Origin of the sequence: Actinokineospora inagensis DSM 44258 (genome assembly GCF_000482865.1) — a bacterium.
In the GTDB taxonomy this organism is placed as follows: Bacteria; Actinomycetota; Actinomycetes; order Mycobacteriales; family Pseudonocardiaceae; genus Actinokineospora; species Actinokineospora inagensis.
Genome location: NZ_KI519522.1, coordinates 1 through 13,249 on the forward strand (window position 1 = coordinate 1; position 13,249 = coordinate 13,249).

General features: G+C 70.8%; 13 protein-coding genes. 7 read left to right on the forward strand and 6 right to left on the reverse strand.

The window, feature by feature from the left end; genetic code table 11:
- Positions 1–253: 253 nt before the first annotated feature.
- The 6 genes from H504_RS0132035 to H504_RS0132065 all read right to left on the reverse strand — a co-directional run bounded on the left by H504_RS0132035 (position 254) and on the right by H504_RS0132065 (position 5,940).
- Complete coding sequence (locus tag H504_RS0132035) at positions 254–649, reverse strand: rhodanese-like domain-containing protein (RefSeq protein ID WP_026426133.1); 396 nt, start codon at positions 647–649, stop codon at positions 254–256.
- On the reverse strand, positions 646–1,173 hold the full coding sequence (locus tag H504_RS0132040) for a cysteine dioxygenase (RefSeq protein WP_026426134.1): 528 nt from the start codon (positions 1,171–1,173) through the stop codon (positions 646–648). Before H504_RS0132040 ends, H504_RS0132035 begins: the two co-directional genes overlap by 4 nt.
- A gap of 201 nt (positions 1,174–1,374) precedes the next feature.
- Complete coding sequence (glgX, locus tag H504_RS0132050) at positions 1,375–3,495, reverse strand: glycogen debranching protein GlgX (RefSeq protein ID WP_425394099.1); 2,121 nt, start codon at positions 3,493–3,495, stop codon at positions 1,375–1,377.
- Between the two features lie 80 nt (positions 3,496–3,575).
- The gene (locus H504_RS39225; protein ID WP_051386485.1) at positions 3,576–4,211 is read right to left on the reverse strand and encodes a hypothetical protein; all 636 of its coding nucleotides are present in this window, start codon (positions 4,209–4,211) and stop codon (positions 3,576–3,578) included.
- On the reverse strand, positions 4,208–5,548 hold the full coding sequence (locus tag H504_RS0132060; RefSeq protein ID WP_026426136.1) for a hypothetical protein: 1,341 nt from the start codon (positions 5,546–5,548) through the stop codon (positions 4,208–4,210). Before H504_RS0132060 ends, H504_RS39225 begins: the two co-directional genes overlap by 4 nt.
- On the reverse strand, positions 5,545–5,940 hold the full coding sequence (locus H504_RS0132065; protein ID WP_026426137.1) for a WXG100 family type VII secretion target: 396 nt from the start codon (positions 5,938–5,940) through the stop codon (positions 5,545–5,547). The genes H504_RS0132060 and H504_RS0132065 overlap by 4 nt, the downstream gene beginning before the upstream one ends.
- A gap of 102 nt (positions 5,941–6,042) precedes the next feature.
- Between H504_RS0132065 and H504_RS0132070 the strand changes: the two genes are divergently transcribed.
- From H504_RS0132070 to H504_RS0132100, 7 genes are read left to right on the forward strand one after another with little or no spacing between them, the layout of a single operon-like run.
- Complete coding sequence (locus tag H504_RS0132070) at positions 6,043–6,897, forward strand: ABC transporter ATP-binding protein (protein WP_051386486.1); 855 nt, start codon at positions 6,043–6,045, stop codon at positions 6,895–6,897.
- 53 nt (positions 6,898–6,950) lie between these two features.
- Complete coding sequence (locus H504_RS0132075; RefSeq protein WP_026426139.1) at positions 6,951–7,730, forward strand: enoyl-CoA hydratase/isomerase family protein; 780 nt, start codon at positions 6,951–6,953, stop codon at positions 7,728–7,730.
- A complete protein-coding gene (locus H504_RS0132080; RefSeq protein WP_026426140.1) occupies positions 7,720–8,670 on the forward strand; it encodes a class I SAM-dependent methyltransferase in 951 nt (316 codons plus the stop codon). The genes H504_RS0132075 and H504_RS0132080 overlap by 11 nt, the downstream gene beginning before the upstream one ends.
- A complete protein-coding gene (locus tag H504_RS0132085) occupies positions 8,670–9,416 on the forward strand; it encodes an acyltransferase (protein WP_026426141.1) in 747 nt (248 codons plus the stop codon). The genes H504_RS0132080 and H504_RS0132085 overlap by 1 nt, the downstream gene beginning before the upstream one ends.
- Before the next feature lie 43 nt (positions 9,417–9,459).
- Positions 9,460–10,200, forward strand: coding sequence for a class I SAM-dependent methyltransferase (locus H504_RS0132090; RefSeq protein ID WP_157440751.1), 741 nt, complete (start codon positions 9,460–9,462; stop codon positions 10,198–10,200).
- The gene (locus H504_RS0132095; protein ID WP_026426143.1) at positions 10,197–11,711 is read left to right on the forward strand and encodes a 1,4-alpha-glucan branching protein domain-containing protein; all 1,515 of its coding nucleotides are present in this window, start codon (positions 10,197–10,199) and stop codon (positions 11,709–11,711) included. The genes H504_RS0132090 and H504_RS0132095 overlap by 4 nt, the downstream gene beginning before the upstream one ends.
- Positions 11,712–11,723: 12 nt before the next feature.
- Positions 11,724–12,968 (forward strand): glycosyltransferase family 4 protein, encoded by a 1,245-nt coding sequence (locus H504_RS0132100; protein WP_026426144.1) that lies wholly within the window; start codon positions 11,724–11,726, stop codon positions 12,966–12,968.
- The last annotated feature ends 281 nt before the right edge of the window (positions 12,969–13,249 follow it).

The window sequence follows — 13,249 nt, forward strand, 5'->3', positions numbered from 1 at the left end:
GGCCTTACCCGCCAGCCGGCTTAGGCCACCGCTCCCCCCAAACAAAACAACTTCACCACAACGGGCGGTTGGTATCGGCGGGTCCCGAGGCGCGCGGGGTGGGCTGGCGGCCTTCGTCGGTGAGGTGTGGGTGTGGGACTTCGTCGATTCGGCGTGGTCTTTTTTTGGGCGCGCGGTGCGGGAGTGGGGCTTCGTCGATGAATAGGGCTGTGGGTTCTGGGGGTGCGGTGCGAGAGAATGTTGTGGTGCGGTGTTAGGGGATTGCGGGGGTTCCGCCTGGTTGTACGGGTAGTCCTGCTGCCGCCCAGGCGCGGTAGCCGCCGATGAGGTCGGTGGCGTTTTTTAGGCCTAGTTGTTGGAGGTCTCTTGCGGCGAGGCTTGAGGCGTAGCCTTCGTTGCACATCACGATGATCGTGCTGTTTTCGTCGAAGCCCTGGATTCGGTGGGATCCTTCTGGGTCCAGCCGCCATTCCAGGTGGATTCGTTCGATGATCAGGGAGCCGGGGATTTCGCCTTCGGTGGCTCGGTTGGTGTGGGGGCGGATGTCGACGATCAGGGCGCCTGTCGACTGCAGGGTGTTGGCTGTGGTCGGGGTGACTCGGGTGAGGTCCGATCGGGCGGCGGCGAGGGTGTTGTCGATGGCGCTCATCGGGTGAGCCAGGACGGGGTGTCCGGGACGTCGGACAGGTTCGCGTATTCGTGGGTGGGGACCAGCGGCGGCGAGTAGGCGTGGACGCTGGCGGCTTTGGCCGGTCCTCGGTTTTCCACGATGTGGGCGCGGCCCTGGCCGAAGCCGATTGAGGCGCCGAGGGGGCGGCGGTGTTGGCGGATGGGGCCTGCGGGGTAGCGGTAGGTCTCGGTCAGGTCCCCCAGCAGAACAGTGAACGCCCCGGCGGCGCCGCCGTGGTCGTGGGGGGCGGTGCCCTGGCCGGGGAGCCAGGAGAGCAGCCACAGTTCGATCTCGTCGGTGAGGGCGAGTCGGGTCCACCAGCGTTGCGGGCTGGCGAAGCGGACGACGTCGACCAGGCGGGTGCGGAAGTCGGTTGCCACCGCCGACGTCAGTTCGTTGAGCTCCCTGGGGGTCCACAGTGGATCACGGGGGGCGATCAGCGAGTGCAGGTCGGGGTGGTCGAAGCGGGGGTGGACGGCCTTCTCGGCAAGGGCCAACGTCATGTCTGCTCCTCGATCGGGGTGTCTACACGCGACTGGGGGGCGCGGCGAGGTGAGCGAGAGCTACCGCCGCGTGTCGGTACAGCCGCAGGACGCCACCAGGAGGAGGTCGATCGTGCGGTCACACCACGACAGCAGCGGTGGGAACACGGACCGGGTCACGAACGCGATCGTGGCATGGACGGGGGAGCCCGGCCACGTGTCTCACTGGCTGATACGCGGGGCCCTGAGCAGCAAAGAAGTCCTTCCCGGCAGGGTGATCCGCTTGCCCGGCGGCAACGGATCGGTGTCCCTGGGGGCTCCGCGAGCGGCGCCGGAGTCCAGGACCGGGACGTAGCGGCGGCCGTAGCTGTCGGGGGGCAGTGTGAATTCCACAGAGTCCGCGCCGGAGTGCAGCAGCAGCAGCCAGGAGTCGTCGGCGACGAGTTCGCCGTCGCGGCTGCGGGACAGGCATTCCGAGCCGTCTATCCACATTCCCAGGGTGCGGCTCGTGTCGTCGAACCAGTCGGTCTCGGTCATCGGGTCGCCGTCGGGGCGGAACCAGACCAGGTCGGGCTCGCCGGAGCGGGTGGGGCGGCCGTCGAAGAACTGGGGTTGGCGCAGCGCGGGGGACTCGGCGCGGACCGCGATCAGCCTGCGGGTGAACGCCAGCAGGTCGTCGGCGCGGCCGTCGGCGGTCCAGTCCACCCAGGACGTCTGATTGTCCAGACAATAGGCGTTGTTGTTGCCGTGCTGGGTGCGCCACCGCTCGTCCCCGGCGACCAGCATCGGGGTGCCGGTGGACAGCAGCAGCGTCATCAGCAGGTTGCGGGCCTGCCGGTCGCGCAGCGCCAGCACGCCCTGGTCGCCGGTCTCGCCCTCGGCGCCGCAGTTCCACGACCGGTTGTCGTTGGTGCCGTCGGCGCCGTGCTCGCCGTTCTCGTGGTTGTGCTTGTGGTCGTAGGACACCAGGTCGCGCAGGGTGAACCCGTCGTGCGCGGTGACGAAGTTGACCGACGCCCACGGGCGTCTGCCGGCGTAGAGGTCCGACGACCCGGACAGCCGGTACGCCAGGTCCCGCGGCCCGGTCGCGCCGCGCCAGAAGTCGCGGGCGCCGTCGCGGAACCGGCCGTTCCACTCGGCCCACTGCGCGCCGAACCCGCCGACCTGGTAGCCCTCGCCGGTGGCGTCCCACGGCTCGGCGATCAGCTTCCGGTTGGCCAGCACCGGGTCCGTGGTGATCGCGGTCAGCAGCGCCGAGTCCCGGTCGAACCCGCCGCCGTGCGGGCGGCCCATGGCGCTGGCCAGGTCCAGCCGGAACCCGTCGACCCCGAGCTCGGTCGCGAAGTAGCGCATCGAGTCGACCACGAGCCGCACCACCGTCGGCGACCCCGGGTTGAGGGTGTTGCCGCAGCCGGTGAAGTCGATGTCCCTGCCCTCGCCGTCGAGCAGGTAGTACGCGGGCGCGTCGAACCCGCGGAAGGACAGCGTCGGCCCGGCCACCCCGCCCTCGCAGGTGTGGTTGTAGACCACGTCGAGGATCACCTCGATGCCGACCGCGTGCAGCGCGGCCACCATCGTGCGGAACTCCTCCACCTCGTGCCCTGGGCGGCTGGCGTAGCCGACGTGCGGCGCCAGGTAGCCCAGCGTCGAGTACCCCCAGTAGTTGTGCCTGCCCGAGCGCAGCAGCATCGGCTCGTCGGCGTGCGTGTGCACCGGCAGCAGCTCCACCGCGGTGATCCCCAACCGCACCAGGTGCTCGACGACGGCGGGGTGCGCCAGCCCCAGGTACGTGCCGCGCAGGTGCTTGGGCACGTCGGGGTGCAGCTTCGTGAAGCCGCGCACGTGCAGCTCGTAGACCACCGTCTCCTCGAACGGCACGTCCGGTCGACGCCCCGTGTCCGGGCCACCCAGTGAGGTGACCACCGACAGCGGGACCGAGCCGAGTGAGTCGATCCGGGACGGACCGCCGGTGACCGGGTCACCCCGGTAGCCCCGGCTGGCCGCCAGGTCGGGGACGGTGCCGGTGATCCGCCGCGCGTACGGGTCGACCAGCAGCTTCAGCGGGTTGCAGCGCAGGCCGCGGCGAGGGTCGTACGGGCCGTGCACCCGGTAGCCGTACCGCTGGCCGGGGGTGACGCCGGGGACAACGCCGTGCCAGATGCCGAAGGTCCGCTCGGTCAGCTCGACCCGCTGCTCGGTCTGCCCGCCGTCCTCGTCCACGTCGACCAGGCACAGTTCCACGCCCTCTGCCGCGGCCGAGGCGACCGCGAACCGCACCCCACCCGCCTCGGGGTGGGCGCCGAGCGGGAACGGGCTACCGGGTCGTGGCGCTGCGTGTGGCACCACCCCATCCTGGACCAGACCGGCGGCGCTATCGATATGCCCGAGCCAACCAAGATCGGATCGAGATCGACGCGCCCTGGTCAGAGCCGGTATGTGCGCCCCTCGAACGAATCACCTTCGGGTTCGTGGTCCGGTTCGGGGTCGCGGGCCGACGGTCGCCGGGTGTCCGCACCGCTCGGGCTCGCCGACCCGACCAGGGCGGTGAACAGACCTTGGTGGACCGTCCACCCGCGCCGCGACGGCGCCGACAGGGTCAGCACCAGCATCCGCCCCGTCCCCGGTTCCGGCACGAACCCCTGCACCTGCAGCACCATCGGGGCGCCGACCCTGGCCTGTTCCGGTCCGGGCACCCGCTGGGCGATCACGGCCGGGCCGAGGCCGGTGGCCACCAGCACCGTCTGCCGGACGTCCGGCGCGGTGTCCTCCAGGGAGTCCCGCAGCGCGTCGGCCACCTCGACCGTCCAGCCCTCCGGCACCTCCAGCGCGACCGCGGTCAGCAGGGCAGGGTCGGCGTCGGGCGGGGCGACGACGGCCAGCAGGAACGCGCCGGTCCGGATCGCGGTGTCCACGGCCTCGGCGGCCAACGGTTCCAGGTCGGCGGCCGCCCCCGACGGCGCGTCGCGCAGTTCGGCGATGATCCGGGCGTACTCGCGGACCGCCTCGGCCGGGTCGTCCAGCGGCACCCGGCGGGCGGACGCGGGCAGGGCGAGCCTCACCTGGTGTGCGCCCTCGTGCCCGCCGCGACCGTGTTGACCACCGCGTTCTCCGCGCTCGACCGGCCGGGGTTGCCCGCGACCTTCAGCAGCTCCAGCTCCCGGCGCTGCTCCGGCGTGAACGTCACCCCGGCCGCCTGCGCCGATTTCACCGCCAGGTCGACGCTCGCCGAGTACGCCTCCCCGGCCGCCCGCAGCCGCCCGAACGCGTCCCGCTGGGCCGGGGTGAACTTCGACGGGTCCTGGAAGGTCTTGGCCAGCTTGTCGCCCTTGTCCCGCAGGTCCTTCGCGGCCTTCGCGCGCAGCGCCGCCCCGGTCGAGCCCTGCTCGGCGGCGAGCTCGCGCAGCGTGCCGACGTCCTTGACCACCTTGCCGACGCCCGCCGAGGTGAACCCGTCGACCGCGCCCTGCCGCGCCCCCTTGACCGCGTTGCGCACCCTGCCGCCGTTCTCGACCGCCTCACCCAGCAGCCCCTTGCCCGCGCCCACCACACCGGAGGTGACCGTGCGGCCCGGCACCAGCCCGAGGCCGATGTCGACCCACGACGGCGCGTTGGACGACCCCACCGCGTGCTGGGCGATGCCGGTCAGCGCGTTGACCGTGCCCGCCGTCGCCGACACCGTGCCCGCGATCGGCGCCACGATCTCGCCCGCTCCGGGCACCACCAACGAGCCCGCCGCGACGACGGCCGCCGCGCTGGAGACGATGCCCGACGCCCTGCCGATCCCGTCGAGGACCTGCACCCCGAAGCCGTCGTTCTCCACCTTGAACACGTCGTCCGGACCGCTGCGGATCTTGTCGGCGGCCGCGTTGGCCTCGGTCAGGTGCTTGCGCCCCAGCCTGCGCGCGTCCGAGATGACCTGCTCGAACCTCGCCTGCGCCGCCGCGGCCTCGTGCACCGACCGCAGGAAAGTCCCGTAGCGCGCGCCGTAGTGGGGGTTCGTCGAATCGGTGGGGATCGCCGAAGCGGCCTGGGTCTGCGCGTCGAGCGCGTCGTCCGCGGCGTCTTTGAGCTTCTTGGCGCGGGCTTCCAGTTCCGCCGCCTTGTCCTGGTTGGCCTTCATCTGACCCGCCCAGGTCGCCAGTGCCTCGGCCACCGCGCCCATCGACTCCGCGCCCGCCGCGATGCCCTTGGGCAGGTCGTCGCCGTGGTCGCTGAACTCCTCGGCCGCGTCGCCGCCCCAGTCCGCGTCGTCGGTGATCTTGCACGCCTCGGTCAACCGGGGGAGTACGGCGACCAGCATGGTCCGCGCCTCGGCCAACTCCACCTGCATCGCGCCGACCGCCGAGAGCTCTCCTGGTGTCGGGTCGAACCCGAGGGTCGGGTAGTCGCGGCTCACGGCGTGCCGCCCTTGGTCTCGTCGAGCAACCGGGTGACGCCGGCTTGCTGGGCCGCCGCCCCCGAGCGGAGCGCGTCGAGCTGCGCCTCGGCCACCGAGTGCTGGACAGCCAGCCGCATCCGGTCGGCCCCGCCCTGCTCGACCTGGTCGTAGTTGGTCACCGCGGACCGCACGTTGTCGGCGATCGTGCCGATCTTGTCGCGCACGTCGCCCAGGTGGGCACGCCACTGGTCGGCCACCTCGCGCGCCGCCGCGCCGATCTCGCCCGGCCCCAGGTCACCGCTCGACCCGCTGAGCCTGCCCGCCGCCGCGTCGACCTCGTCGGCCAGCGCGCGCAGCTCACCCACCCGGATGGCCAGGCTGGTCGTGTTGACGGTGTACCCCGATGACATGGGCGCTCCTCTCCCGCCGGGCAAGTCAACCCCGTACCGGCCCCCGGACCCAGCCGGGGTGCGCAGGGAGGCAACGACACCGCACCGGTGGGCAAAGGCAGAATGGCGGCCGTGACCTCGCGGACTCAGGCTGACCCCGGACCCGACACCCCAGACGACCCGGATGACCTCGACGACCTCGTCCTGCGCTTCGCCGGGGTGGGCGTCCGGCGCGGCCGGGCCGACCTGCTCAAAGACATCGACTGGCGGGTGGAGCTGGACGAGCGGTGGGTGGTCCTCGGCAGCAACGGCGCCGGGAAGACGACGCTGCTGCGCCTCGCCGGGGCCGAGCTGCACCCCAGCACCGGCACCGTGCACGTCCTCGGTGAGCGGCTCGGCCGGGTCAACGTGTTCGAGTTGCGCACCCGGATCGGCTTCGCCACCGCCGCCATCGCGAACCGGGTGCCCGCCGACGAGTTGGTGCGCGACGTGGTGGTCAGCGCCGGGTACGCCGTCCTGGGCCGCTGGCGCGAGGAGTACGACCAGCTCGACACCGGCCGCGCCGAGGACCTGCTCAAGGCCATGGGCGTCGCCGCGCTGGCCGACCGCACCTTCGGCACGCTGTCCGAGGGCGAGCGCAAGCGCACCCTGATCGCCCGCGCCCTGATGACCGACCCCGAGCTGCTGCTGCTCGACGAGCCCGCCGCAGGCCTGGACCTGGGTGGCCGCGAGGACCTGGTCGCCCGGCTCACCGACCTGGCGATGGACCCGGACGCGCCCGCCACCGTGCTGGTCACCCACCACGTCGAGGAGATCCCGCCCGGCTTCACGCACCTGCTGCTGCTGGCCGACGGCGGCGTGGTCGCGCAGGGCCTGATCGAGGACGTGCTCACCGGCGAGAACCTCTCCGCCGCGTTCGGCCAGCCGCTGGAGCTGGACCGCTCCGGCGACCGCTACTTCGCGCGCCGCCGCGCCTGATCCACTACTCGCAGGTAACCTCCCGGGGAACCCGACAGAAGGGCAGCAAAGTCGTGGGTGAGTTCGTCACGCTCGAGGTCGAGGACGGCATCGGCACCATCCGGCTGAACCGGCCGCCGATGAACGCGATCAACCGGCAGCTCCAGGCCGAACTGCGCGAGGTGGCGCTGCAGGCGGGCGCGCGCGAGGACGTCCGCTCGGTGATCGTCTACGGCGGCGAGAAGGTGTTCGCGGCGGGCGCGGACGTCAAGGAGTTCGCCCGGATGTCGTACGCCGACATCGCCGACTACGGCCCCGAGCTGAGCGCGTCGGTCACCGCGGTCGCCCGGCTGCCCAAGCCCACCGTCGCCGCGATCACCGGGTACGCCCTCGGCGGCGGCTACGAACTCGCCCTGGCCTGCGACCGGCGCATCGCCGGGGACAACGCCAAGGTCGGCCAGCCCGAGGTGCTGCTCGGCCTCATCCCCGGCGCGGGCGGCACCCAGCGGCTGGCCCGGCTCATCGGACCCAGCCGCGCCAAGGACATCGTCTACACCGGCCGGTTCGTCGAGGCCGCCGAGGCGCTCGCGATCGGCATGGTCGACGAGGTCGTCGCCCCCGACGACGTGTACGCGGCCGCCCGCCGCTGGGCCGGTCAGTTCACCCGCGGCGCCTCGCGCGCGCTCGCCGCCGCCAAGACCGCGATCGACACCGGCCTCGACGGCGACCTCACCAGCGGGTTGACCCTGGAGACCGGCTTGTTCGCCGCCCTGTTCGCGACCGAGGACCACACCACCGGGCTGCGGTCGTTCATCGAGAACGGACCGGGGAAGGCGGAGTTCAATGGCCGTTGACCCCGCGCCGAACCCGCACGCCACCGCCGCCGAGGTCGAGGCGGCGTTCAACGACCCGAAGCTCGCGAACGTCCTCTACCACGACTGGGAGGCGGGCACGTACGACGAGAAGTGGTCCATCTCCTACGACGAGCGCTGCGTCGACTACGCCACCGGCCGGTTCCGCGCCGTCGCCGGGTCGTCCGGGTGGCCGTACGAGACCGCCATGGAACTCGGCTGCGGCACCGGTTTCTTCCTGCTCAACCTGATGCAGGGCGGCGTCGCCCGCACGGGCTTCGTCACCGACCTGTCGCCCGGCATGGTCGAGGTCGCGCTGCGCAACGCGGCCTGCCTTGGCCTCGACGTGTCCGGCCGGGTCGCCGACGCCGAACGCATCCCGTACGACGACGATTCCTTCGACTTGGTCGTCGGGCACGCCGTCCTGCACCACATCCCCGACCTCCCGGCCGCCTTCCGCGAGATCCGCCGCGTCCTCAAACCCGGCGGCCGCTTCGTCTTCGCGGGCGAACCCACCCGCATCGGCGACTTCTACGCCCGCCGCCTCGGCCGCGCCACCTGGTGGCTCACCACCCGGCTCACCCGCCTCGCCCCCACCTGGCGCCGCCCCCAGTCCGAACTCGACGAGTCCTCCCGCGCCGCCGCGCTGGAAGCCGTCGTCGACATCCACACCTTCGACCCCACCGACCTGGAGACCACGGCCCGGTCAGCGGGCATGGTCGACGTGGGCGCCACCACCGAGGAGTTCACCGCCGCCCTCTTCGGCTGGCCCGTCCGCACCTTCGAAGCCGCCGTCCCCCGCGAGAAACTCGGCTTCGGCTGGGCGATGTTCGCCTACCGCACCTGGCAGCGCCTCTCCTGGCTGGACGACACCATCCTGCGCAAGGTCCTCCCGCGCGCCCTCTTCTACAACGTCATGATCACCGGCCGCAAACCGTCCTGATGACGTCGATGTGGGGTGCGCCCGTGGTGGGGCGGCTGACGGCGTGGTCGCGGCGTGATCCGGCGCAGGCGCGGTTCTTGACGCTCGACTCGCTGCGGTGGGTGTTGCGGAACCGGGCCTACACGCCGTGGTATCTGGTGCGGTACTGGCGGTTGCTCAAGTTCCGGCTGGCCAACCCGCACATCGTGCTGCGCGGCATGGTGTTCCTCGGCAAGGATGTCGAGATCCACGCGCGGCCGGGGTTTGGGCGGCTGGAGATCGGGCGGTGGGTGCACATCGGCGACGGGAACGCGATCCGGTGCCATGAAGGGTCGCTGCGGATCGGGGACAAGGCGGTGTTCGGGCGGCAGAACGTGGTGAACTGCTACCTGGACATCGAGATCGGGTCGGCGACCCTGGTCGCCGACTGGGTGTACATCTGCGACTTCGACCACGTGACCGCCGACATCCACCGGCCGATCAAGGACCAGGGGATCGTGAAGTCTCCGGTGCGGATCGGGCCGGACACGTGGGTGTGCACGAAGGTCACGATCACCAAGGGCACGCGCATCGGGCGCGGTTGTGTGGTGGGGGCGCACGCGGTCGTACGGGGTGATGTTCCCGATTACGCTGTCGCGGCCGGTATACCCGCGAAGGTAGTGCGCGACCGGGTGTCGGTGTACGAGGCCGACGCGGAGCGGCGGGAGGCCGTGGCGGACATGGCGCGCAAGGCGGCGAAGGCGCTGCGGAAGACGCTGGAGTCGTAACCCACTCGCGTACCCGCCGGTAGGCTCGATTACCGTGCCTCGCGTGCCCACCGAACCGACGCTCCCGCTGACCGGCGAACGCACCGTTCCCGGGGTCCCCGAGGAGAACTACTGGTTCCGCAGGCACGAGATCGCCTACCGCCACCTCGCGCCGCTGTGCGTGGGTAAGACGATCCTGGAGGCGGGCTGCGGCGAGGGCTACGGGGCCGCCCTGCTCGCCGAGCGGGGCACGGTCATCGGGCTCGACTACGACCACCTGACCGCCACCCACGTCGCCGGGAAGTACCCGGCCGTGCAAGCGATCCGGGGCAACTTGGCGGCGCTCCCGCTCGGCGACGGCACGGTTGATGTCGTGGCCAACCTGCAGGTGATCGAGCACCTGTGGGACCAGGAGGGGTTTCTCCGCGAGTGCCGGAGGGTGCTGCGGCCGGGTGGCCTGCTGCTGGTCACCACGCCCAACCGGATCACCTTCTCGCCCGGCCGGGACACCCCGCTCAACCCGTTCCACACCCGCGAACTCGCACCGTCCGAACTGGACGAGCTGGTCCGCGCGGCGGGTTTCGCCACCGACTACCTCGGTGGCGTCCACCACGGTCCTCGCCTGCGCGACCTCGACGTGCGGTTCGGCGGTGTCATCGACGCGCAGGTCCAGGTGGTGCTCGGTGGCGGCGGCTGGCCGGATGACCTGCTCCGAGCGGTTGAAGCCGTTGTGGCCGAGGATTTCACCGTCTCAGATGCGGATCTGGACGCATGCCTCGACATCGTTTTGGTCGCGCGGGCATGAGCGAGATCGGTGGGTTCGCTCTTGTCCTGCACAGCCACCTGCCCTGGTTGCCACACCACGGGACTTGGCCGGTGGGGGAGGAATGGCTCTATCAGGCGTGGGCGCACTCGTACCTGCCGCTGGTGGACATGTTGCGCCGCTTGGAAGATGACGGCTACCGGGATGTGTTGACGCTAGGCGTGACGCCCGTGTTGGCAGCACAGATGGACGACCCCTACGCGTTGCGCGGAATGCACGACTGGCTGGGCAACTGGAACCTGCGCGCCCAGTACGCGGCAGTCCGTTGGCGCGGTGACGACCCTCGACTGCGGGAGGTCGCGGCTGCGGAGTACCGGGCGTCCGCGACAGCGCTCACGGAGTTCGAGACTCGTTGGCGTCATGGGTTCTCACCAGTTCTACGGCCTCTGGTCGACGGTGGCGTTGTCGAGTTGATTGGTGGACCGGCCACACATCCGTTCCAGCCATTACTTGACCCCCGGGTGCGAGCGTTCGCGCTCACGCTGGGTCTTGACGACACCGCACTGCGTGTTGGTCATCGACCGGAAGGCATCTGGGCGCCCGAGTGCGGTTATGCGCCGGGGATAGAGGACGACTATTCAGCGGCCGGTGTACGCCGGTTCCTTGTGGACGGTCCAGCCCTGCACGGTGACACCGCGTTCGCCCGCCCAGTCGGCAACTCTGACGTCATGTGCTTCGGGCGCGACCTCGAAGTCACCTATCGCGTGTGGTCCCCCAAGGCGGGCTACCCTGGTGACACCGCGTACCGCGACTTCCACACGTACGACCACCCGTCGGGTCTTAAGCCGTCGCGCGTCACCGGTCGTCACGTTGCCCCACACGACAAGAAGCCGTACGAACCCGCCCTGGCAGCAGACGCGGTCCGGCGCCACGCTCAGGACTTCGTCGACACCGTTGCTCAGCGGCTAAGAGACCTGAATGAACGCCACGGTCGACCCGGGCTCGTTGTCGCCGCTTATGACACCGAGTTGTACGGGCACTGGTGGCACGAAGGTCCGGCCTGGCTTGAAGCAGTGTTGCGCGGACTGCCCAAGGCGGGCGTGAACGTGACAACGCTGCGCGGAGCCATCGATGCGGGCTATGTCGGTGACCCGGCAGACCTACCGGCGTCGTCGTGGGGCTCCGGAAAAGATTGGCGCGTCTGGGATGGCGCGCAGGTCGCCGATCTCGTCGAAGCCAACGCCGCACTCCAACGCGACCTGCTGGACCTGGTCGACACTCTCGGCGGCCCCGCGCGGGACGCCACGCTCGACCAGGCCGCCCGCGAGGCCCTGCTGGCCCTGTCCAGCGACTGGGCGTTCATGGTCACCAAGGACTCCGCCGCCGACTACGCCCGCCGCCGCGCCAAGGTCCACTTCGAGCGCTACGCCGAGCTGTCGTCGCTGCTCCGCGCGGGCGCCCCGACCCGGGCCGCCGCCCGCGCGGCCGACCTGCGCCGGTCCGACGGGGTCTTCGGCGGGCTCGATGCGCGCGCCCTCCGTACCCACGAGTAGGGTCCCCGGACCATGCGCGTGCTGATGTTGTCGTGGGAGTACCCGCCGGTGGTCGTCGGAGGACTCGGCAGGCACGTCCACGCCCTCGCCCGGCACGTCGCCGCCCTCGGCCACGATGTCGTCGTCCTGTGCAGGCACGAGGCGGGCACCGACGCCGACACCCACCCCACCGCGGACGCCACCCACGACGGCGTCCGCGTCATCCGGGTCGCCGAAGACCCCTGCCACCTGGTTTTCGCCGAAGACCTCGTCGCCTGGACCCTCGCCATGGGCCACGCCATGATCCGCGCGGGCCTCCGCCTCCTCGGCGACTGGCACCCCGACGTGGTCCACGCCCACGACTGGCTCGTCACCCACCCCGCCATCGCCCTCGCCGACCAGGCCCGCGTCCCCCTGGTCGCCACCCTGCACGCCACCGAGGCCGGTCGGCACAGCGGCTGGCTCTCCCAGCCCCTCAACCACCAGGTCCACTCCGCCGAATGGTGGCTCGCCAACCGCGCCGACGCCCTGATCACCTGCTCCGCCGCCATGCGCGCCGAAACCGCGCACCTGTTCGACATCGACCCCACCACGGTGACGGTCATCCACAACGGCATCGAACCCCGCAGTTGGCGCGTCCCCACCACATCGGTCCGCGAAACCCGCGCCGCCTACGGCGACGGCCCCCTGCTGATGTTCTTCGGCAGACTGGAATGGGAAAAAGGCGTCCACGACCTGATCGCCGCCCTCCCGAAAGTGCGCCGATCACACCCCGGCACCCGCCTCGTCATCGCCGGACGCGGCTCCCAGGCAACCGCCCTCGCCGACCTCGCCCGAAAAACCCGCGTCCGCCGAGCAGTGGAGTTCGTCGGCCACCTGACCGACCAACAGTTGATCGCCACCCTGTCCGCCGCAGACGCCGTTGTACTGCCAAGCCGCTACGAACCATTCGGAATCGTAGCCCTGGAAGCAGCAGCCGTCGGCGTCCCCCTGATCGCCTCCACCGCAGGCGGCCTCGGCGAAGTGGTGATCGACGGCGAAACCGGACTCTCCTTCACCCCAGGAGACGTAGCCGCCATCGCCACCGCCATCCGCCAAGTACTGAACGACCCCACATCCGCCCGCAAGAGAGCCCGAACCGCCAAAACCCGCCTCACAAACGTCTTCGACTGGGCCAAAATCGCCAAAGAAACAACAACCATCTACCGCACCGCAACAATCAAACCCCACCCACCCCTAGGCCGCCCCAAAATCCCCACCGGCAACGCTTTCGCCTAACTCCGCCACAGCCATTCTCGCACCGCACACCCACCACCGAACCCGCGCCTTATCGACGAAGCACCAATTCCCGCCCCGCGCGCCCAAAACCCACCCCTGATCGACGAAGTCCCACACTGGCACCGCGCCCCCAAAAAAACCCCACCCCATATCGACATATCGACGAAGCGCCACATCTGCGCCGCGCGCCTCGGGACCCGCCGACACCAACCGCCCGTTGTGGTGGAGTTGTTTTGTTTGGGGGGAGCGGTGGCCTAAGCCGGCTGGCGGGTAAGGCCACG